The organism is Nocardia thraciensis (assembly GCF_054782435.1).
The window spans coordinates 329,248-350,290 of sequence record NZ_BAAGSM010000043.1 but is presented as its reverse complement, the minus strand read 5'-3'; the positions used below and the strand labels follow the sequence as shown (position 1 = coordinate 350,290).

The following is a 21,043-nucleotide window of genomic DNA, read 5'->3' as shown; positions in this document are numbered from 1 at the left end:
AAATTGCCGTGGCGGCAGCAAACGGCGTCCACCGCGGCCGTCGTATCCGGTCCGTGATAGGCCCCGCCCGCCGCCGTTATCGGACATCAGGCGATTTTCGCGGCGCGATACGGAATCCGGCACACCGCATCGACATTACTAATACTCGAACATTCTTTCGATTTCCCGCATTTGTCGGGGCCCCTCGGCACAATGGTCGCGTGCCCGATCTCCACATCCATCGATTCGGCCCGTCCGACGGCCCCTTGGTGCTCGCCCTGCACGGCCTCACCGGGCACGGCCGACGCTGGGAGGCGCTGGCCGGCGAACACCTGCCGGACATCCGTGTCGTCGCCCCCGACCTGCGCGGGCACGGCAGATCCTCCGCGCTGCCGCCGTGGACGTTCGAGACGGTGGTGGACGATATCGCACGGCTCCTGGACGGTGAACCCGCCGTGGTGCTCGGGCACTCGTTCGGCGGCGCGGCGGGGATCCACCTTTCCCGTCGACATCCGGAGCTGGTGCGCGGGCTCGTGCTGCTGGATCCGGCGGTCGGCCTGGACCCGGAGCTGATGCTGCACATCGCCGAGAGCCTGCTCGCCGCGCCCGACTATCCGGATATCGAGACCGCCCGCCTGGACAAGCTGGAGACGGCCTGGGCCGATGTGACGCCGCGGCTGCTGGACGCCGAACTCGACGAGCATCTGGTACCCACCCCTTCGGGCCGGATGGCGTGGCGCATGAGCCTGCCCGCCGTCACGGCCTACTGGGGCCAACTCGCCCGTGATTTCGTGCTGCCGCCCGCGGGCCTGCCGACGGCGCTGGTGCAGGCGATGAAGTCGCCGTTCGTCACCCTGCGATGGCGGGCCGCGCTCACCGAGCACATGGGCGCCGCCCTGACGGTGCACGAATTCGACTGCGACCACATGGTGGCCCAGGCGCGCCCCGCCGAGACCGCCGCCGTCCTGCGCGGGATGCTCTGATGGCCACCACCGACGCGGAGGTCGAGCGGGTCCGGGAGTTGGTCGCGGCCATCCCGCCCGGCCGGGTCGCCACCTACGGCGATATCGCCGCGGCCGCGGGCCTGTCGACACCGCGCACGGTCGGCTGGATCATGCGCACGGATTCCGCCGATCTGCCCTGGCATCGGGTGCTGCGCGCGAACGGCACCCCGGCACCGCATCTGGCGCACCGCCAGTTGCGGCGGCTCACGGAGGAGGGCTGTCCGATCCGCGGCGACCGCGTGGATCTGGCCGCGGCCCGGCACCGCTTCGAATAGCCGGCGGCACAACCCCCGCCGTCGAGAACGCGCCGCCGAACCGCCCCGCACGGCATGGTCGGCCGGTTACCGTGGTGTCATGTCCACCCGTCTCGCGTGCGTGGTGTTCGATGCGGTACGGCCGCGGAGCACGGCCCGTTTCTGGGCCGAGTTGCTGAGCTGGGAGGTGACCGTCGACCGGCCCGGCGAGGTCGACGTGGCCGCACCGGATCCGGACGCACCCGATGTGGCACTCACGTTCCTGGCGGCGCGGCCGGGCGGGTCCGGCCGCAACCGCATTCACCTCGACCTGGCCAGCCGATCGCTGGATCATCAACGCGTGCAGGTGGATCGGGCGTTGTCACTCGGTGCGCGGCGCATCGATATCGGGCAGGGGCCGGCGCCGTGGGCGGTGCTGGCCGACCCGGAGGGTAACGAATTCCGCGTACTGGAGCCGCGGGAGCAGTACGTCGATACCGGGGCGGTCGCCGCGATCGTGGTGGACACCGAGGATCCGGGCCGCCAAGCGCAGTTCTGGTCGGCGGCCTCCGGTTGGCCGGTCACCCACGACGAGCGGCGGTCGGCGGGTATCCGCGCGGTCAGCGAGCAGGGGCCCTGGCTCGAATTCCTGCTCTGCCCGGGGCGCCCGGAGCCCGGACGGCTGCACCTGGACCTGGTGTCGTTTCCCACCGACGATCCCGCCGAGGAAGTCGCCCGACTACGCGCGGCCGGTGCGACAGCGGTGCGGCCCAACGATTCTCACGCCGAGGAGCCGCCCGTCGTGCTGGCCGATCCGGACACCTACGAGTTCTGCCTGCTGCGGCCCCACGGTGACTGAGTTTCCGGGCCGGACGTGCGCCGGGATCGCGCGCCGCGAGGTGCCGCCGCCGCCACGAACTACGATCGGCACCATGGGCAAGCTATCGGGCGGGCGCTCGTGACCGACTTCGACGCCATCGTGCTGGCCGGGGGTCGCGCCACCCGGATGGGCGGGGTGGACAAGCCCGCCCTCGTGGTCGGCGGGCGGTCGATGCTGGATGCGGCGCTCACCGCGGTCGCCGCGGGCGCGCGCACGATCGTGGTCGGCCCGCACCGCCCCGAGCTTGCCCCCGAGATTCGGCAGGTGCAGGAGGTTCCGGCCGGGGCCGGGCCGGTGGCCGCGATCGCGACCGGGCTGCGGGCGCTGGAGGAATGCGACTTCCCGGCCCGCCTCGTGGTCGTGCTGGCCGCCGACATGCCGTTCCTCACTCCCGCGGCGATCGACGAATTACTCACGGCTGCAGCGGAATCCGGCGCCGATGCGGTGTTCGCGGCCGATGAGTCCGGGCGGCCGCAGTATCTGGTCGGAGTGTGGCGGCGACGCGCGCTGCTGGCGGGGCTCGACCGATTCGATTCGCTGATGAACCAGCCGATGAAGGCGCTCGTCCCGGCGGACACCGCCATGGTGCCGCTGTCCGGGGTCGCCGACTGCGATACCGCCGACGAGGTCCGCCGGGCCCGCGCTCACGCGGCGCCGCTGACGCTGGACGACGCACGAACCACATTGCGCCGCACCTTGTCTCGGCTACCCGAGCGCCACACACTGCTGCGGTCGGCCCGCGGCGCGGCGCTCGCGGCGCCACTGGCCGCGGCCGAGGCGCTGCCGCGGTTCGACGTGTCGGCGATGGACGGCTACGCGGTGTCCGGAGACGGCCCGTGGCGGCTGCGCCGCGATATCGGATTCGCGGGCGGCGAGCGTCCGGTGGGGCTGCTGCCCGGCGAGGCGGTCCGCATCGCGACCGGCGCGCACGTGCCCGACGGCACCGTCGCGGTGATCCGCGACGAATTCGTCCGGCTCGACGCGGCCGGAGTGCTGGATCGACTGTCCGACACCCCGATTCGCGACGACGTCCGCCACCGTGGCGAGGACTGGCAACCCGGCGACACCGTCGCGACGGAGGGCACACCGGTGTCGGCGGCGCTGCTCTCGGTCGCCGCCTCCGCCGAGATCACCGCGGCGCGCGTGCGCGGTCCGGTGCGGGCGCGCATCGTCATGACCGGAGACGAGATCCGCAGCGAGGGGCCGCTGCATTCGGGTCAGACCCGCGACTCGATCGGCCCCGTCCTGCCCGACCTCCTGGCGTGGTGCGGCGTGCAGGCGCTGGACCGGGTCCACCTGCGCGACACCGCCGACGGCTTCGACGAGGTGCTGGCCGCCGCGGCCGACTGCGAACTGCTGGTGATCGTCGGCGCCACCGGCGGCGGCGCGGCCGACCAACTCCGCGGCGCTCTGGATCGCACCGCGGCGCGAATCCTGGTGCACCGCTTGCGCATGCGCCCCGGCGGCTCCACGGTGGCCGCCGAAACCGATTCCGGCACAACGGTTCTGGGCTTGCCCGGCAACCCGTTCGCCGCGGTGGCCACGCTGCTCGCGCTGCTGCCCGCGATCGTCGAGGGCCGCACGGGCCGCACCCCGGCGCGTCCGATCATCGGCCCCCTGCGCAACGCTGCCGAGACAACCGGCCCCGCACCGCGTATCGTCCCCGCCCGCGCGGTTCCGGAGGGCGGCTGGCTGGGCGACGCCAACGTCCGCACCGCACACCTGGCAGGCCTGCTGAACCGCGACGGCCTCGTGATCGTGCCACCGGACGCGGTCGACGGCGCCCACGTCGAATTCCTGCCGCTTCCGAGCTGAACCGAACGACGCAGCGGCAGACCTCATCACGCGCCGAGGGCCAGCGGCTCGGTCTCGATTCGAGCGGGTTCGGGGACCGGGACCGCCGCCAACAGTCGGCGGGTGTAGTCCTCCCGTGGCTCGCCGAATACCACGGCGGGTGGTCCTGCCTCGACCACGGATCCGTGCCGCAGCACCACGACCCGGTCCGCGACCTGGTGTACGACGGCCAGGTCGTGGCTGATGAACAGGCAGGCGAAGCCGAATTCGGCACGCAGGTCGGCGAACAGGTCCAGGACCTGGGCCTGTACCGAGACGTCCAGAGCACTGGTGGGTTCGTCGGCGACCAGCAGGCGCGGCGCCAGCGCCAGTGCGCGCGCGAGGGCCACGCGCTGGCGCTGGCCGCCGGAGAGTTCGGCGGGGCGGCGAACGGCGTAATCGCGTGGCAGGCGGACCGATTCGAGCAGTTCGCCAACCCTGGCCCGCAGCAGCGAACCGCTCGCCGCGCGGTGTACCAGCAGCGGTTCGCCGATGGAATCGGCGATCGTGCGGCGCGGGTCCAGCGAGGCGGCGACATCCTGGTGCACCAGCGCCACGTTCTTGCGGAGCGCCCGCAGTTCCCGCGGTTTCAGCCCGCGCAGCGCGGTGCCGTGCAGGCTGACCTCGCCGGTCTCCGCCGGGACCAAACCGAGCGCGGCCCGTCCCAACGTGCTCTTGCCGGAGCCGGATTCGCCGACCAGACCGATCACCTCGCGCGGCGCCACCGACAGCGAGACGTCCCGCAATGCCCGGAATCGCCTGCCGCGCGAGCGATATACGACGGTGAGGTCGGTGAGCCGCAGTACCGATTCCTGTCCGTCGGCGTCTCGTCCCCCATCGCCGGATTCGAGTCGGCCATCCGGATAGATCGCTGCGGCAGCGTCGTTCACGGTGACGGGCGCGGCGTCGGGCAGCCGGGGCACGGCCGCCAGCAGCGTTCGGGTGTACCCCTCGCGGGGCGCGGCGAACAGCTCGCGCACCGGCCGCTCCTCCACGACGCGACCGCCGCGCATGACCACCACCCGATCGGCGATCTCGGCGACCACGCCCAGGTTATGGGTGATGAACAGGATCGCGGTCCCGTTGCGCCGCTGCAGCTCCCGCAGCAGTTCCAGGATCTCGGCCTGCACCGTCACATCCAACGCGGTGGTGGGCTCGTCGGCGATCAGCAGATCCGGATCGCCGGACAGCGCCAGCGCGATCACGACCCGCTGCTTCTGCCCGCCGGACAGCTGGTGCGGATACCAGTGCAGGCGGCGCTCGGGTTCCGGAATGCCCACCAGCGCAAGTAGTTCGGCGGCGCGAGCCCGGGCCTCGGTCTTCGCGATCGGGCCGTGCGCGCGCAGCGCCTGGACGAGCTGGGTGCCGATCTTCTGCACCGGATTCAGCGCCGTCTGCGGCTCCTGGAAGACCATGGCCGCCCGGGTGCCACGGATCACACGCAGCTGTCGCTCACTCGCGCCGACGATTTCGTGCCCGCCCAGGCGGATCGAACCCTCGGCGCGCGCATCGGGCGGCAGTAGTCCCAGCGCCGATCGGGCCGTCATGGACTTGCCTGAGCCCGATTCGCCCACCACGGCGACGACCTCGCCGCGGCCGACCGTCAGGGCGACACCGTCGACGACTGCCCGTTCGCCGAAATACACCGACAGACCCGCGATGTCGAGGACCGGGTCGGCTCCGGAAGTCGCTGGCACGGTACTCATCCGATCCTCCTCGCTCGTCCCAGGCCCTGCGCGATCAACAGGAACCCCAGGGTCAGCCCGGCGATGATCACCAGCGGCCCCACCGCCATGGCCGGGTTGGCATCCATATTCGACACAGACTCCGCGACCACCGACCCCAGCGACGGCTCCGGCTGCCGCACCCCCAGCCCGATGAAACTCATCGCGCCGTCGACCGCCACCGCGATCGACATCGACAGCGCCAGCTGCACCGCCAGCGGCTCGAAGACGTTGGGCAGCAGATGTTTCCGCATCGTCCACCAGGTGCCCGCGCCGATGACCTCGGCAGCCTCCACGAAAGCCTGCTCGCGCACGCGCAGGATCGCGGTGCGGATCTGGCGGCCGAAGACCGGCACCTCCGCCGCGACGATGACGATGATCACCGCATGCGCGCCCGGACCGGTGATGGCGGCCAGCGCGATGGCGAGAATGAGCGCCGGAAAGGCGAGGACAACGTCGAACACCCGCTGCGCCACGGTATCCGCTACGGCGTGCACACTCGCCAGCAGCCCGATGGCCGACCCCAGCACCGCCGCGGCCGGTACCGCGATGAAGACGATGAGCAGGTCGACCCGCAATCCGTACAGCACCCGCGCGAAAACGTCACGATTCAGCTCGTCGGTGCCGAGCCAATGCGCCCCGCTGGGCCCCAGCAGGTTCGCGCCGGTGATCTGCGCTGTCGGGTCGTAGCGGCTCAGCGCTCCCGCGAACAGCCCGGCCAGCACGATCAGCGCGACGAGCACCGATCCCGCCGCTGTCTGTCCGCGTAGCCGTACCGGTCGCCCGACGCCGGAACCTGTTGCGGCCGAAGGCATTCCTTCGACAACCGTCCTCACCACAGCCCTCCGATCACGATGGCGCCCGTCACGTCCCCGCTCCGATCCGGATACGCGGGTCCAGCCACGCGTGCACGACGTCGGTGAGCAGCTGAATCGCCACGAACACCGTCACCGACAGCAGCAGCAACACCTGCACGACCGGATAGTCGCGCCGGTTGATGCCCTGTTCGATGAGCTGCCCGATTCCGGGCCAGGCGAAGACGGCCTCGACCAGGACGGCGCCGCCGAGCAGGTGGCCGGTCTGAATCCCCAGCGCGGTCAGTACCGCGGGCAAGGCATTGCGCAGCGCGCCCCGGGTGACGATCTGCCACTGCGAGATGCCTTGCGAACGCGCGGTCAGCACATAGGGTTTGCCGAGCTCGGTGTGCAGCGCCTCGGTGAGGAAGCGGGTGAGCGCGGCGCCCACGGGCAGCGCCAGGCACGTGGCGGGCAGCAGCAGGTACTGCGCGGCGATATCGGGCCGGGCGATGAAGCCGTCCGGCGGCGCCCCGCCCGCGGGCAGCACCGGAATCGCGATCGCGAACACCAGCACCAGCAGCACACTGGTCACGAAGGTCGGCAGCGCCACGGCCGCCGTATTCGCCGCCGCCACAATCGTATTCAGCCAGCGGCGCGGCCGGACCACCGACGCCACACCGATGCCCAGGCTCGCCACGATCGCCAGCAGCAGGGCGGCGCCGGTCAGCACCAGGGTGTTGGTCAGCCCCTGGCCGACCAGCTCGGAGATCTGGCCGCCGAGGATGTAGGACCGGCCGAGGTCGAAGGTGACCAGGCCGCCGAGCCAGCTCAGATACTGCGCCGGGATCGACCGGTCCAGTCCCAGCTGATGCCGGATCGCCGCGATCGACTGCGGCGTCGCGTCCGGCCCGGCGAGCGTGCTCGCCGGGTCGCCGGGCACCAGCCGCATCAGCAGGAAGATCAACACCGAGGCCGCGAACAGCACGAGCATCGCGGAGGGCAAGCGGCGCAACAGATATCGGGTCACGACAGGAACGCTTCCGTGAGGACGGTCTCGCGGCGCTTGGTCCATGCCACCGCGTGCAGCCGCTTGGATGCCGCGACCTGGTTGAGTCGCGCGCCGATTTCGATGAGGAACAATCCCTCCAGCAGCCGATCACTGACGTCTTGGTAGGCGGCCACCGCGGCGGGACCGGTGGCGTCGGTACGCCGCCAAGCGGCGTCGGCGGCCGCGACATAGGCCGGAGATTCGTAGTGGGAGGCGTTCTTTCGCGCGTTGAACGGGTAGGCGCTGACATTGAGCGTGGACGGCACGAACTGCGCCCACGAGTGGTCGGTCACCCACAGGCCCGGGAACTGGCCCCCGATCAGCTTCTTCACCGCGGTCGCGTCGTCGTTCGGGTCGAGGGTCACCTCGATGCCCGCCTCGGCCAGGTTGGCCTGCACGATCTGGGCGGTCGCGCCGTAGGCGGGCAGGCCGGTGTTGTACGACAGCGGGATCGCCGGTGGCGCCGGAAGCTGCGCGACCAGTTCGCGGGCGCGATCGATATCGCGGGCGTACCTCGTGTTGCGCGCCTCGTCGTAGGCCGGAGAGGTCTTGGGCCACGGTAGGTTCAGCGGATAACCCGCGCCGCGGAAGACCTCCTCGACGATGCGCTCCCGGTCGATGGCGTACGCGACCGCCTGCCGCAGCCGGACATCCGCGAGCGCCGGGTTCCGCAGGTTCACACCGACATACATCTGCAGTTCGGCGCCGTCGTAGGTGATCGTCCGGAACCCGGCGCGCCGGGACAGGTTCTCGATATCGCGGGAGTTCAGGCCGTGCGCGAGCGCGATCTGGCCCGATCGCAGCGCGTTGAGCTGGGCTTGGCTGTCGGGAATCACCGACAGCTGCACCCGGTCCAGATAGGGCCGGTCGGGGATCCAGTACCGCTCGTTGCGCTCGAACACCATGCGGCTGTTGGGAATTCGCTCCGTGAAGCGGAAAGGCCCGGTGCCGATGAACTTCTCACCGGCCGACAGCTCACCCATGGTCTCGCGGTCCAGGATCGGCGCGGTGTCGAGCAGATCGAAGATATTGCCCAGCGGGTGCGCGAAGCGCAGCACGATGCGGTGCGGTGCGCTGGTGTCGTACTCGGTGATCGCGGCGGCGGTGCTCTTCAGCTGCGCCGACCATTTCGGGTCGGCGTAGGTGCGCAGCGCGAATTCGACATCGGCGGAGGTGAAGGGCCGCCCGCTGTGGAAGAGGACGTCGTCGCGCAACTCCAGCGCGAGCGACAGCCCGTCCGGGGCCAGCCGCCACGACCTCGCCAGCAGCGGTCGCGGTTCCAGTCTGTCGTTCGGGTAGCGGATCAGGGTCTCGTAGACCAGGCCGATCACCGCCGGTGTCGTCGCGGTATTGGTGAGGATATTGGCGGGGACGATGTCGTACGGCGTGCCCACCTTCAGGGTGCCGCCCCGAACGGGGGTCGCGTCGTCACCGGCGGCGTCGAGTTCGTGCACCGCCGAGGCGCAGGCCGCCAGTGCGCCACCGCCGAAGAGGGCGAGCGCGGACACGCTCGCCCCGCGCAGGAGGGTGCGGCGCGATAAGGCGCCGGGTGGTGAACTCATCTGGGAAATCCTCGAGGTACTGGCGGACCGCTGTCATGACGACCGTTCACGCGCGCCGACAGCAGCAGCACGACGAGCCGCACGAACCGACGGTAGAGCGCCCCGAACCGGTCGGCACCGGTTGCGCGCACCCTGCGCGAAACCCTGGCGAACACCCCCGCTGCCCCGTTTCGCTGGACCGATGTCTGTGCCTGACCATGCCCGCGGCTACGAGAACGTCACCGCACCGATCGGCCGCACCACCGCCGACGCCGAACCGCAGTGGAGCTATCCCCCGGCCGCGCCCGCGGGCGCCCCGAACATCATCGTGGTGCTGGTCGACGACATGGGTTTCAGCGACATCGGCCCGTTCGGTTCGGAGATCGAGACACCCACCCTGGATCGCCTTGCCGCGCAGGGTATCCGGCTCACCAACTATCACACCACCCCGCTGTGCTCACCGTCGCGGGCGGCCCTGCTCACCGGGATCAACCCGCACCGAGCGGGTTTCGGATTCGTCGCCAATGCCGATCCCGGCTACCCGGGCCTGCGGCTGGAACTGGCCGACGACGTGCTCACGCTGCCGGAGACCCTGCGCGCCAACGGCTATGCCACCTACGCGGTGGGCAAGTGGCACCTGGTCCGAGACGCCACCATGAACCCTGCGGCACATCGGGATTCGTGGCCTACCCAGCGCGGCTTCGACCGCTACTACGGATCGCTGGAGGGCTTCAACTCCTACTACTACCCGAACCAGATCGTATCCGACGGTTCGGTCGTCGACGTGGAGAGCTACCCGGACGACTACTACGTCACCGACGATCTCACCGACAGGGCGATCTCGTACCTGAAGGACCTGCGGGCCCACGAGGCGGACAAGCCGTTCTTCCTCTACTTCGCCCATGTCGCGATGCACGGCCCGCTGCAGGCCAAGGCGGTCGATCTGGAGAAGTATCGCGGCCGTTACGCCACGGGCTGGGATCGACTGCGGCACAGCCGTTTCGCGGCGCAGCTGGCGCAGGGACTGTTTCCGGAGGGCACGCGGCAGAAGCCGCGCAATACCGAGCCGGGATACGAGGCCCAGGAGTGGGATTCGCTGTCGGCCGGGGAACAGCACCGCTTCGCGCGCTACATGGAGGTCTACGCGGCGATGGTCGACAATATCGACCAGAACCTGGGCCGCCTGCTGGACGTCGTGGAGCGGCTGGGCGAGCTGGACGACACCATCGTCGTCTTCACCTCCGACAACGGCGGCACGGCGGAGGGCGGCCCCGTCGGAACCCGTAGCTACCTGGCGGAATTCGCGCGTGTCGACGATCCGGACTGGGTCGGGGACGTGCCGCACGACGAGGAGCTGATCGGCACCGCACGACTCGGCGTGCACTACCCGCGCGGCTGGGGGCAGGCGTCGAACACGCCGTTCCGGTTCTACAAGGGCCAGACCTTCGCCGGGGGCGTGCGGGTGCCGTTCCTGGTGTCGTGGCCGAAGGGACTGCCCGCCAACGCGATTCGCCGCGAGTACGTCTACGTCACCGACCTGGCGCCGACACTGCTGGAGCTGGCCGGTCTGCGGCGGCCAACCGTGCGAAACGGCCTGACCGCCAAGGATTTCGACGGTGTCTCGGCCGCGTCCGTACTGCGCGATCCGCGGGCGACCTCGGCACACATCGAGCAGTACTCGGAGATGACCGGGCACCGCGGCTTCTACCGCGACGGGTGGAAGCTGCTCGCGCTGCACGAACCGGGCGCCGATATCGACGACCCGCGCTGGCAGCTGTTCGACGTGCGCACCGATCCGACCGAACTGCACGACGTCGCGGCGCGGTTCCCGGAGAAGGTCGCCGAGCTCGCCCGCGCATGGGACGAAGCCGCCTGGCACAACACCGTGTTCCCGCTGCTCACCCGCGCGGATCTGGCGCGCCGCCGACCCGAGGAGGCGCGGCTGGCGCGGCCGCTGCGGCTGCTGCCCGGCACCCCCACGCTCGAGCGATACCGTTCGCAACGGCTGATCGCCTATCGCGACTTCACCGTCACCGCCGAACTGGGCGGGTACATCCCCGGCGACGAGGGCGTGCTGGTGGCGCACGGCGATCCGCAGGGCGGCTACGTGCTCTTCCTCGAGGACGGGCAGGCGATATTCGGATTCAACAGTTACGGCCGCTACGCCACCGCCACCGCACCGGTTCCCGCGGGCGCGCGGTGGGTCACGGTCGCCGCCCTGGTGCGTCCCCGGCTGCGCTGGGATTTCACCGTCAGCATCGACGGGGAGCCGGTAGCGCAGCTGCTCGACCAGGTCCAACTGGTCGGCATGGCCCCGTGGACCGGCATCTCCGTCGGCGTGGACGCGCGCGGACCGGTCGAATGGAGCCTGCGCGAACGCCGCGGCCCGTTCCGCTACACCGGAGACCTGCGCGCGATCACCTACACCCCGGGCCAGCTGCGCGTTCCCGAACAGACCGTGCGCGCCGTCGAGGCGGAGGCCGAAGTATTGGCCGAGTAACCATGACCGACCCCCGAAATAGGCCACGTTCCGGCACAGCCCGTTGCAGGATGGGACCGTGCGGTTGCGTCGGCACATTCCCCGGGTGGCAGCCGCGGTCGCCGCGATCGCGTGGACGGCCGCGGCGGCATGGAGCGTGGCAATCGGGCTGTTCCAGGCGGCGGACACGCGCTGCGGCAGCACCACGCCGCGGGTCGATATGGCGGGCGGCTGGTGGGTGATCGCCACCCTCGCGGTCTGGACGCTGCCGTTCGCGGTGTGCGCGTTCATATTTCGGTCCCGATGGGTGGTACCGGCCGCCTGGCTGGCCGTCGTGGTCGACCTGGCCGTGGTCACGGCGATGTTCACCCACCCGGTGCGGTTCTGCTGGTGACCGGGGCCGCGATGCGTCGACGGTCTCGCCGATGTGCCAGGAGCGGCGGTGAGCGTTATCCGCGCAGCGCGTCGACGATCTTGCCGATACGCCCGGCGCGCGTCTCGGGCCGCTTCGCGTCGGCCACGGACCGCACCTGCTCGCGACGGCGGGAATAGGAGAGCCCGTCGAATTTCTCGCGCAGCCCGACCTCGGCGAGCGCCGCGGCCAGATCCTCGGGTACCGCCACGGTCCGCTCGGCGGTGTCGCGCTCGACCGTGACCGAGACCGTCTCGCCGGGCTCCTTGCCGACCGCCGCGCGAATGGATTTCAGCAGGCCGATACACGGGCCGTCGCCCATCGACACGATCGATCCCGTGTAATCGACCCCGTCGAAGGTGGCCCGGACGGGAATCCGCCCGCCGCCGCCGAGCGCCGCCACCACCTCGGCGGGCACGGACACGTAGGCGCCGCCGCCCCGGGCGGACTCGATCGTGGCCTCGAATCGCTGCATGACCGCATGCTATTCCGGACGCCGCCGCGAGTGTCGGATATCCGCCGCGATCGGCGGGCAAACGATTTACCGTGCGGTGTTAACAAATGTAAAACGCCCGAGAACCGGCCGTTTCCAAAGCATCACCGGAACGCCGCCCGGAAGCCCCCGCGGGGCCGGAAACCGACATCGCCGCAGGTCGGCCCCGGCCAGGCAGGGCAGGTCCACGGCGGCGCAGTGACCGCCACGTTTCCCCGGCCTCACAACTCACAGGTGCCGCAGGAGCGTTGTGAGAGAACCGTTTTGCCCCCTCCCCGAGCGTCCTTACTCTCGGTGCAGCAGCCCGATTTCCAGCTCGAAGGGGCGTTGTGGTTATTTCGCATTCAAAGAGTTCGACCCCCTCCGATTTCGACGGCGGATCGACCGGGGACGCGCTGCTTCGGCTGGGCAAATACTTCAATCGCGGTGAGGTCTCCGGCGATCTGCGCACCGTGCACAAGGTGGGCGGGCGCGGCGCCGACGAGTTCTATCGCGACCGCTGGGCCCACGACAAGGTGGTGCGCTCCACGCACGGCGTGAACTGCACGGGCTCGTGCTCGTGGAAGATCTACGTCAAGGACGGCGTGATCACCTGGGAGTCCCAGCAGACCGACTATCCCTCCGTCGGCTCCGACAAGCCGGAGTACGAGCCGCGCGGCTGCCCGCGCGGCGCCTCGTTCTCCTGGTACACGTATTCGCCTGCGCGCGTGCGATATCCGTATGTGCGCGGCACGCTGCTCGAGATGTACCGCGAGGCCAAGACCGCGGTGAAGGATCCGGTGGCGGCCTGGGCGGCGATCGTCGAGGACCCGGAGAAGGCGAAGCGGTACAAGTCGGCGCGCGGCAAGGGCGGCTTCGTGCGCGCCGAATGGTGGGAGGCGGCGGAGATCGCCGCGGCGGCGCACGTCCACACGATCAAGCGCTACGGCCCGGACCGGGTGGCCGGATTCTCGCCCATCCCCGCGATGTCGATGGTGTCGCATGCCGTGGGGGCGCGGTTCATCTCGCTGCTGGGCGGGTCGATGCTGTCGTTCTACGACTGGTACGCGGACCTGCCGGTGGCCTCGCCGCAGGTGTTCGGCGACCAGACCGACGTGCCCGAATCCGCGGACTGGTTCGACGCCGGTTACCTGATCATGTGGGGCTCCAATGTCCCCGTCACTCGCACGCCGGACGCGCACTACATGACCGAGGCCCGCTACCGCGGCCAGAAGGTCGTCGTCGTCTCCCCCGACTACGCCGACAACACCAAGTTCGCCGACGAGTGGGTGCCCGCCCGGCCGGGAACCGATGCGGCCCTTGCCATGTCGATGGGTCACGTGATCCTGAAGGAATTCTTCGTCGACAAGGCCACGCCCCGGTTCCTCGACTACACCAAGCGCTATACCGATCTGCCGTACCTGATCACGCTCGACGAGCACGAGGGTGCCTGGGTGCCCGGAAAGTTCCTCACCGCGGCCGATCTCGGCGAGACGGGCGAGGGCGCCGAGCACAAGACCGTGCTGCTGGACGCCGACGGCAACCCGGTGGTGCCGAACGGCGCTCTGGGACATCGCTTTTCCGAGTCCGGCGCGGGCCACTGGAACCTCGATCTGGGGGACGTCGATCCCCTGTTGACCCTGCACGGCCGCACCGATGACGTTGCGGCCGTGCGGTTGCCTCGCTACGACTCGGACGAGGACGGCGTGCTGAGTCGCGGCGTGCCGACCGGAATCGTCGCGGGCACACGCGTCACGACGGTCTTCGACCTGCTGCTCGCCCAGTACGGCGTGGCGCGCGAAGGCCTGCCCGGCGAGTGGCCGACCGGGTACGACGACGCGGCCGAGCCCTACACCCCGGCCTGGCAGGAGATCATCACGGGCGTCCCCGCGGTACAGGCGGCCCGGATCGCGCGCGAATTCGCCGACAACGCCGACCGTTCCGGCGGTCGCTCGATGATCCTCATGGGCGCGGGCACCAACCACTGGTTCCACTCCGATCAGATCTACCGCTCGTTCTTCACCCTCACCCTGCTCACGGGCTGTCAGGGCGTGAACGGCGGCGGCTGGGCGCACTACGTCGGCCAGGAGAAGTGCCGCCCCGTCACCGGCTGGGCCACACTGGCATTCGGCCTGGACTGGCAGCGTCCGCCGCGTCAGATGCAGGGCACCGTGTTCTGGTACCTGGCCAACGACCAGTGGCGCTACGACCCGTTCACCGCCGAATCCTTCTCCTCCCCACTGGGTTCCGGGCGGTTCGCCGGGCGCACCGCGGCGGACAACATCGCGCTGGCGTCGCGGCTGGGCTGGATGCCGAGCTATCCGACGCTCAACCGCAACCCGCTCGATCTCGTCGACGAGGCCGACGCGGCGGGTAAGACCCCGCAGGAGTACGTGGTCGACGGTCTGAAATCCGGGGATCTGCGCTTCGCCTGCGAGGACCCGGACGCGCCGGAGAACTTCCCGCGCTGCCTGACCGTGTGGCGGGCCAACCTGCTCGGCTCCTCCGGCAAGGGCAACGAGTACTTCCACCGGCATCTGCTGGGCGCCGACTCCAACCTGCAGACCGGCGAGGCGACCGGGGTCCGCCCGCAGGAACTGGAGTGGCGCGACACCGCCGCCACCGGCAAGCTGGATCTGCTGCTGTCGCTGGACTTCCGGATGACCTCCACCACGTTGTTCTCCGATATCGTGCTGCCCGCGGCGACCTGGTACGAGAAGCACGATCTGTCATCCACCGATATGCACCCGTTCGTGCACGCCTTCTCCCCGGCCATCTCGCCGCCATGGGAGGCCAAGACCGATTTCGAGGCGTTCCACCGCATCGCGCGCGGATTCTCCTGGCTGGCCGAGAAGCACCTCGGCACCCGCAAGGATCTGGTCGCGGTGCCGCTGCTGCACGACACGGCCGACGCGCTGGCCCAGCCCGGCGGCCGGGTGCTGGACTGGAAAGCCGGTGAATGCGAACCGATTCCGGGCCGGACCATGCCGAGACTCGTCGTGGTGGAACGGGACTACCCGAAGATCGCCGAGAAGATGGCCGCACTCGGGCCGCTGATCGAGCAGTTCGGCGTTACCACCAAGGGCGTCACCACGCACCCCGACGCCGAAGTCGAATACCTCGCGGGCGTCAACGGCACGGTGGTGTCGGGCGCCGCGCAGGGTCGCCCGTCGCTGGCCAAGGACGTCCACGCGGCGGAGGCCATCCTGGCACTGTCCGGCACCACCAACGGCCGCCTCGCCGTGGCGGGGTTCGAAGCGCTCGAGCGGCGCACCGGAACCAAGCTGGCCGACCTGGCCGCCGAACACGAGGGCAAGCGAATCACCTTCGCCGACACCCAGGCCCGGCCCGTCCCGGTGATCACCTCGCCGGAGTGGTCCGGCTCGGAGACCGGCGGGCGCCGGTACTCGCCGTTCACCATCAACACCGAGCGGCTCAAGCCCTGGCACACCCTCACCGGCCGCCAGCACTTCTACCTCGACCACGACTGGATGATCGAACTCGGCGAGCAGTTGCCGATCTTCCGGCCGCCGCTGGATATGACCGCGTTGTTCCGGGAGCCCGACGTGGGCGCGGTGAGCGACAGCGGCGTCACCGTGCGGTATCTGACCCCGCACTCCAAGTGGTCGATCCACTCGGCCTATCAGGACAACCTGCACATGCTCACGCTCTCGCGCGGCGGGCAGGCCATCTGGATGTCGGAGAAGGACGCGGCGAAAATCGGTGTCGCCGACAACGATTGGATCGAGGCGAGCAACCGCAACGGCATCGTGGTCGCCCGCGCCATCGTCAGCCACCGCATGCCCGAAGGCACCGTGTTCATGTACCACGCCCAAGACCGCGCGGTGGACGTTCCCCGCATCGAGGGGTCGCCGAATATGAACGGCGCCAAGGGAAAACGCGGCGGCATCCACAACGCGCTGACCCGCATCATGATCAAGCCCTCACACCTGATCGGTGGCTACGCCCAGCAGTCGTTCGCGATCAACTACCACGGCCCCACCGGAAACCAGCGCGACGAAGTGACCACGATCCGCAAGCGCAGCCAAGAAGTGGAGTACTGACATGCGAGTCATGGCGCAGCTGGCCATGGTGATGAACCTGGACAAGTGCATCGGCTGTCACACCTGCAGCGTCACCTGCAAGCAGGCCTGGACCAACCGGTCCGGCACCGAGTACGTGTGGTTCAACAACGTGGAAACCCGCCCCGGGCAAGGCTATCCGCGCCGGTACCAGGACCAGGAGAAGTGGAAGGGCGGCTGGAAGCTGGACCGCAAGGGCCGCCTCGCCCTGCGATCCGGATCGCGAATGAAGCGGCTGCTCAACATCTTCGCCAATCCGGACCTGCCCACCGTGTCGGACTACTACGACCCGTGGAGCTACGACTACGACAACCTGCTCAGCTCCCCGGCCATGGACACCACCCCGGTGGCGCGGCCGAAATCGCTGATCACCGGCGAGGATACGAAGGTCACGTGGGGCGCCAACTGGGACGACGACCTGGGCTCCGGCCCCGAGCAGGTCGGCAAGGACCCGCTGCTGTCCGAGCTGTCCGATCAGGTGAAGCTCGAGTTCGAGCAGACCTTCATGTTCTACCTGCCGCGGATCTGCGAGCACTGCCTGAACCCGTCGTGCGCGGCCTCGTGCCCGTCCGGCGCGATCTACAAGCGCGCCGAGGACGGCATCGTGCTCGTCGACCAGGACAAGTGCCGCGGCTGGCGGCAGTGCGTCACCGGATGCCCGTACAAGAAGATCTACTTCAACCACAAGACGGGCAAGGCGGAGAAATGCACCTTCTGCTATCCGCGCGTGGAGGTCGGCATTCCGACCGTGTGCTCGGAGACCTGCGTCGGGCGGCTGCGCTACATCGGCGTCATGCTCTACGACGCCGACGCGGTGCTGGAGGCGGCGTCGACGCCGGACGACAAGGACCTCTACCCCGCCCAATTGGGAGTGTTCCTCAACCCGCACGATCCGCGCGTGATCGCGGAGGCCGAACGCGCCGGGATCTCCCCGGAATGGATTCAGGCGGCGCAGGATTCGCCGGTCTACAAGCTCATCGTCGACTACCAGATCGCGCTGCCGCTGCATCCGGAGTACCGGACCATGCCGATGGTCTGGTACGTGCCGCCGCTGTCGCCGGTCGTGGACGTGCTGTCGGAGACCGGGCACGACGGCGAGAACGTGGACAACCTGTTCGGGGCGATCGATGCCCTGCGCATTCCCGTGGAGTACCTGGCGGAGCTGTTCACCGCCGGTGAGGTCGGTCCCGTGCGCGCCGCGCTGCAGCGCCTGGCGGGGATGCGGGCCTTCATGCGCTCGATCAACCTGGGCCAGGAGCCCGACCTGTCCATTCCGGAGTCGGTGCGGCTGGAGCCGGAGGAGGTCGAGGCGATGTACCGGCTGCTGGCCATCGCCAAGTACGAGCACCGCTACGTGATCCCCAGCGGCGCCACATCCCGTGCGCACGAACTGGATTCGCTGGCCACCGGCTGCAGCCTCGACGTCGACGGCGGCCCCGGCATGACCGCCTTCGACGTCATGGACGACAAGTTCCGCCTCACCGACACCAACGGCGCCGCGCCCGAGGAGAAGTCCTCCCGCGTCAACCTGCTCGACTGGGACGGCAAGTCCACCAACGGCCTACTCCCCTCCCGCAGCGGATCGAACGGCGACGGCCACAGCGGCGCTGCAGTGAACGGTTCCGGCACAACGGTTCCCGAGCCGAGCAGGGTCGCGCGATGAGCCTGCTGAAGATACGCCGACGGCCCGAACCCACCGTCCAGGTCTCCGAGCGCGACCGCTGCCTGGCCTGGCGGATCGCGGCACTGCTCCTGGACTACCCGAGCCGGGAAACACTGGCCATGGTCGAGGAAATCGCCAGTGCCGCACAAGAACTGCCGGAAGAGGTGCGCTCCCACCTGGACGGCGTGCTACTGCACCTGCGCACCACCGCCCCTCTCGCCCTCGCCCAGCGGTACGTCGAGACCTTCGACCTGCGCCGCCGCACCAGCCTGCACCTGACCTATTACGCCTACGGCGACACCCGCAAGCGCGGCATGGCGCTGCTGCGGTTCAAGCACGCCTACCGGCATGCCGGGGTGGAACTCGACGACACCGAGCTGCCCGACCATCTCGCGGTGCTGCTGGAGTTCGCCGCCACCGTGGACCCGATCGGCGGCGAACGCCTGCTCGGCGAGCACGTGCCGGTCCTCGAACTGCTGCGACTGTCGTTGTCCGACAGCGGATCTCCCTATGCGGGCGCGCTCGCCGCGGTCGTCGCGACGCTGCCGCCCCTCACCACCGCTGACCGCCGCCGCATCACCGAACTCGCCGCCCAGGGACCGCCCGAGGAGGAGGTCGGCCTGGACCCGTTCGCGATGGACCCCTCGCTGTTCGCCGGATCGGAAGGCCGCCGATGACCACCACCCTCTGGATCACGCTGCCGTACGTGGCCTTCACCTCGTTCCTGCTCGGCCACCTGTGGCGCTACCGCAACGACCAATTCGGCTGGACCACACGGTCTTCGCAGATCTACGAGTCCCGCCTGCTGCGCCTGGGCAGCCCGCTGTTCCATTTCGGCATGCTCGGCGTCATCGGCGGGCACGTGCTCGGCGTGCTCATCCCCGAGTCCTGGACTGCGGCGATCGGCGTCTCCGAGCACCTCTACCACCTGGTCGCGGTGACGGCCGGGACGATCGCCGGAGTCGCCGTCATCGCCGGGATCGCCATCCTGATGTACCGGCGCGTCACCGTGCCCGCGGTGCGGCGGGCGACCACCACCAACGACAAGGTGATGTACACGCTGCTCGCCGGTGCCCTGGTCACCGGCCTGCTCAACACCGTCGGCAGCAATCTGCTGTGGGGCAGGCACAACTACCGCGAGACCGTATCCCCGTGGTTCCGCGGCCTTTTCACGCTGCACCCGGAGCCCGAGCTGATGGTCGGCACCCCCTGGACCTTCCAGGCGCACGGCCTGATCGTGCTGACCCTGATCGGCATCTGGCCCTACACCCGCCTGGTCCACATGTTCAGCGCTCCCGTCGGCTACCTGGTCCGCCCCTACGTCGTCTACCGCAGCAAGGAACACCACGCCCGAGACAAACGACGCTACGCCCGAGCCTGGCAGGCCCCGGCGGTCCCGCCCGGCCGCCGCTGACCCCCGGGACGGGCTGCTCGGCAATGGTCGGAGCTACCCGCGGCGGCCGCCGAAGCACTAGGGTGAGACCGTGCCACTGGAGCCGGGCGATCAGTTTGCGGGGTTTGTCATCAAGACCCAGCTCGGCCAGGGCGGCAGCAGCGCGGTGTATCTCGCGCAGGACCGAGAATGCTCGCGGACCGTATCGCTGAAGGTGCTGGGGCCGAACGACAGCGGGTCGTCGGCCGCGCGGGCGCGCTTCGTGCACGAGTTCGAGATCCTGTCCGCGCTGCGGCATCCCGATATCGTGCGGATGTACGACCACGGTGAGTTCCGCGGCCGCCTGTGGTCCGCCCACGAGTACGTGGCGGGGACGACAGGGTCGGCCCTGGTGCGGATGCCGCATCAGCATCCGAATCTGCGGCGGGTACTGCACATGCTGACCCATGTCGCGGCGGGACTGGATTTCGCACACGCCAACGACGTCGTCCATCTCGATGTCAAACCCGCCAACGTCCTGCTCGGCACGACCGAGCCCGCGGCCGTGCGGGTCTCGGACTTCGATCAGGCCCGATGGCTGCACCGGCCCGAACCGGACCTGGCCACCGACGGTTTCGTCGTCGTATCGGTGCCCTACGCCGCTCCGGAACTGCTGCGGGCGGGCGCCGTATCCCCGGCGACGGACCAGTACGGGCTGGCGTGCTCGGCCGTCGAACTGCTCACCGGGCGACCGCCGTTCGTCCGCGCGAACCTCAACGCCACCGCCAGCGCCCACCTGCACGACCCGCCCCCGGAAATCTCCGAGACCAGACACTGGATCCCGCCGGAAGTCGACACGATCCTGCACCGGGCGCTCGCGAAGGACCCCGCCGCACGCTACGACTCGTGCGGCGAGCCTGTCCGTCTGCTCTCGGAGGCGCTGCGTGGCATCGACCCCCGCCCGCTGGCCAATCTGCGCGACCGCCTCCATGGTCGACTCGTCCGGTTCGGCGGGCTGACGGCCGCCAGCAGGCGCTGAGGGCGCTCTCCGCACTATCCTTCTAGCCAAATTAGGCTACTCGAGCTATGCTTCGAAGGTAACCAAATTTGGCTAGTTAGGAGATCGGATGCCTTCCGTAACCCCGTACGTGATGGTCGACGACGCACGCGTCTTCCGGACCTTCCTGGAGCAGGTCTTCCGGGCCGAGGTGCCGACCCAGATCCCGCTACCCTCGGACCCGAAGCGGGTGATCCACGCGGAGGCGCGCATCGGCGAGAGCTCGGTGTTCTTCGCGGACTCCGGCCCCGACGGCGGCCGCTGCCTGAAATCGCCGACCGAACCGGTGCACGTCCAGATGTGGGCCGTCGTGCCGGACCCCGAGGACGCCTGCAAGCGGGCGGTCGCCGCCGGTGCGCGGTCGGCCGCCGAGGTGGTGACCCAGGACGACGGCAGCCGGGCGGGCGCCTTCGTGGACCCGTTCGGCACACTGTGGTGGGTCAGCACCAGCTGAGAACCCGAACAGG

Annotated in this window: 17 protein-coding genes; 12 read left to right on the top strand and 5 right to left on the bottom strand. The window is 69.7% G+C overall.

From position 1 onward, the window contains the following. The first annotated feature begins 200 nt into the window (after window positions 1-200). From ACYVLQ_RS28930 to ACYVLQ_RS28915, 4 genes are all read left to right on the top strand, one after another. Window positions 201-962, top strand: coding sequence for an alpha/beta fold hydrolase (locus ACYVLQ_RS28930; RefSeq protein ID WP_460700668.1), 762 nt, complete (start codon window positions 201-203; stop codon window positions 960-962). Next, window positions 962-1,258, top strand: coding sequence for an MGMT family protein (locus ACYVLQ_RS28925; RefSeq protein ID WP_460700667.1), 297 nt, complete (start codon window positions 962-964; stop codon window positions 1,256-1,258). The genes ACYVLQ_RS28930 and ACYVLQ_RS28925 overlap by 1 nt, the downstream gene beginning before the upstream one ends. A 79-nt stretch (window positions 1,259-1,337) precedes the next feature. Then, window positions 1,338-2,075, top strand: coding sequence for a VOC family protein (locus ACYVLQ_RS28920; RefSeq protein WP_460700666.1), 738 nt, complete (start codon window positions 1,338-1,340; stop codon window positions 2,073-2,075). Between the two features lie 99 nt (window positions 2,076-2,174). After that, complete coding sequence (locus ACYVLQ_RS28915) at window positions 2,175-3,911, top strand: NTP transferase domain-containing protein (RefSeq protein ID WP_460700665.1); 1,737 nt, start codon at window positions 2,175-2,177, stop codon at window positions 3,909-3,911. Window positions 3,912-3,937: 26 nt separating this feature from the next. Here the strand turns inward: ACYVLQ_RS28915 and ACYVLQ_RS28910 are convergent, their stop codons facing one another. From ACYVLQ_RS28910 to ACYVLQ_RS28895, 4 genes are read right to left on the bottom strand one after another with little or no spacing between them, the layout of a single operon-like run. Further along, a complete protein-coding gene (locus ACYVLQ_RS28910) occupies window positions 3,938-5,635 on the bottom strand; it encodes a dipeptide ABC transporter ATP-binding protein (protein ID WP_460700664.1) in 1,698 nt (565 codons plus the stop codon). Further along, window positions 5,632-6,489, bottom strand: a complete 858-nt coding sequence (locus ACYVLQ_RS28905; protein WP_460700663.1) for an ABC transporter permease — start codon at window positions 6,487-6,489, stop codon at window positions 5,632-5,634. Before ACYVLQ_RS28905 ends, ACYVLQ_RS28910 begins: the two co-directional genes overlap by 4 nt. Window positions 6,490-6,517: 28 nt before the next feature. Next, window positions 6,518-7,477: an ABC transporter permease gene (locus ACYVLQ_RS28900; protein WP_460700662.1), complete on the bottom strand. Its 960-nt coding sequence runs from the start codon at window positions 7,475-7,477 to the stop codon at window positions 6,518-6,520. Next, window positions 7,474-9,060, bottom strand: coding sequence for an ABC transporter substrate-binding protein (locus ACYVLQ_RS28895; protein WP_460700661.1), 1,587 nt, complete (start codon window positions 9,058-9,060; stop codon window positions 7,474-7,476). The genes ACYVLQ_RS28900 and ACYVLQ_RS28895 overlap by 4 nt, the downstream gene beginning before the upstream one ends. Before the next feature lie 181 nt (window positions 9,061-9,241). On the opposite strand from ACYVLQ_RS28895, the gene ACYVLQ_RS28890 reads away from it, so the two are divergent. After that, on the top strand, window positions 9,242-11,539 hold the full coding sequence (locus ACYVLQ_RS28890) for an arylsulfatase (protein WP_460700660.1): 2,298 nt from the start codon (window positions 9,242-9,244) through the stop codon (window positions 11,537-11,539). Between the two features lie 85 nt (window positions 11,540-11,624). Continuing rightward, window positions 11,625-11,912 carry a hypothetical protein gene (locus tag ACYVLQ_RS28885; RefSeq protein WP_460700659.1) on the top strand — a complete coding sequence of 96 codons (288 nt, stop codon included), beginning with the start codon at window positions 11,625-11,627 and terminating at the stop codon, window positions 11,910-11,912. Between the two features lie 55 nt (window positions 11,913-11,967). Here ACYVLQ_RS28885 and ACYVLQ_RS28880 read toward each other — a convergent pair whose 3' ends face one another. After that, entirely contained in the window at window positions 11,968-12,405 is a 438-nt protein-coding gene (locus tag ACYVLQ_RS28880) for a YdeI/OmpD-associated family protein (RefSeq protein ID WP_460700658.1), read from the bottom strand. Between the two features lie 353 nt (window positions 12,406-12,758). Here ACYVLQ_RS28880 and ACYVLQ_RS28875 point away from each other — a divergent pair, with 353 nt between their 5' ends. From ACYVLQ_RS28875 to ACYVLQ_RS28850, 6 genes are all read left to right on the top strand, one after another. Next, a complete protein-coding gene (locus ACYVLQ_RS28875) occupies window positions 12,759-16,466 on the top strand; it encodes a nitrate reductase subunit alpha (RefSeq protein ID WP_460700740.1) in 3,708 nt (1,235 codons plus the stop codon). 10 nt (window positions 16,467-16,476) lie between these two features. Beyond that, on the top strand, window positions 16,477-18,147 hold the full coding sequence (gene narH, locus ACYVLQ_RS28870) for a nitrate reductase subunit beta (RefSeq protein ID WP_460700739.1): 1,671 nt from the start codon (window positions 16,477-16,479) through the stop codon (window positions 18,145-18,147). Next, window positions 18,144-18,824, top strand: coding sequence for a nitrate reductase molybdenum cofactor assembly chaperone (narJ, locus tag ACYVLQ_RS28865; RefSeq protein WP_460700657.1), 681 nt, complete (start codon window positions 18,144-18,146; stop codon window positions 18,822-18,824). Before narH ends, narJ begins: the two co-directional genes overlap by 4 nt. Next, the gene (narI, locus tag ACYVLQ_RS28860; protein WP_460700656.1) at window positions 18,821-19,561 is read left to right on the top strand and encodes a respiratory nitrate reductase subunit gamma; all 741 of its coding nucleotides are present in this window, start codon (window positions 18,821-18,823) and stop codon (window positions 19,559-19,561) included. The genes narJ and narI overlap by 4 nt, the downstream gene beginning before the upstream one ends. A gap of 70 nt (window positions 19,562-19,631) precedes the next feature. Continuing rightward, window positions 19,632-20,558: a serine/threonine-protein kinase gene (locus ACYVLQ_RS28855; protein ID WP_460700655.1), complete on the top strand. Its 927-nt coding sequence runs from the start codon at window positions 19,632-19,634 to the stop codon at window positions 20,556-20,558. A gap of 88 nt (window positions 20,559-20,646) precedes the next feature. Then, window positions 20,647-21,030 carry a VOC family protein gene (locus ACYVLQ_RS28850; protein ID WP_460700654.1) on the top strand — a complete coding sequence of 128 codons (384 nt, stop codon included), beginning with the start codon at window positions 20,647-20,649 and terminating at the stop codon, window positions 21,028-21,030. The last annotated feature ends 13 nt before the right edge of the window (window positions 21,031-21,043 follow it).

Excerpts from the sequence above, each read along its gene's own strand:
- ACYVLQ_RS28925 (WP_460700667.1), top strand. The coding sequence starts at position 962 with ATGGCCACCACCGACGCGGAGGTCGAGCGGGTCCGGGAGTTGGTCGCG.
- ACYVLQ_RS28920 (WP_460700666.1), top strand. The coding sequence starts at position 1,338 with ATGTCCACCCGTCTCGCGTGCGTGGTGTTCGATGCGGTACGGCCGCGG.
- ACYVLQ_RS28910 (WP_460700664.1), bottom strand. The coding sequence starts at position 5,635 with ATGAGTACCGTGCCAGCGACTTCCGGAGCCGACCCGGTCCTCGACATC.
- ACYVLQ_RS28895 (WP_460700661.1), bottom strand. The coding sequence starts at position 9,060 with ATGAGTTCACCACCCGGCGCCTTATCGCGCCGCACCCTCCTGCGCGGG.
- ACYVLQ_RS28890 (WP_460700660.1), top strand. The coding sequence starts at position 9,242 with ATGTCTGTGCCTGACCATGCCCGCGGCTACGAGAACGTCACCGCACCG.
- ACYVLQ_RS28880 (WP_460700658.1), bottom strand. The coding sequence starts at position 12,405 with ATGCAGCGATTCGAGGCCACGATCGAGTCCGCCCGGGGCGGCGGCGCC.
- narH (WP_460700739.1), top strand. The coding sequence starts at position 16,477 with ATGGCGCAGCTGGCCATGGTGATGAACCTGGACAAGTGCATCGGCTGT.
- narJ (WP_460700657.1), top strand. The coding sequence starts at position 18,144 with ATGAGCCTGCTGAAGATACGCCGACGGCCCGAACCCACCGTCCAGGTC.
- narI (WP_460700656.1), top strand. The coding sequence starts at position 18,821 with ATGACCACCACCCTCTGGATCACGCTGCCGTACGTGGCCTTCACCTCG.
- ACYVLQ_RS28850 (WP_460700654.1), top strand. The coding sequence starts at position 20,647 with ATGCCTTCCGTAACCCCGTACGTGATGGTCGACGACGCACGCGTCTTC.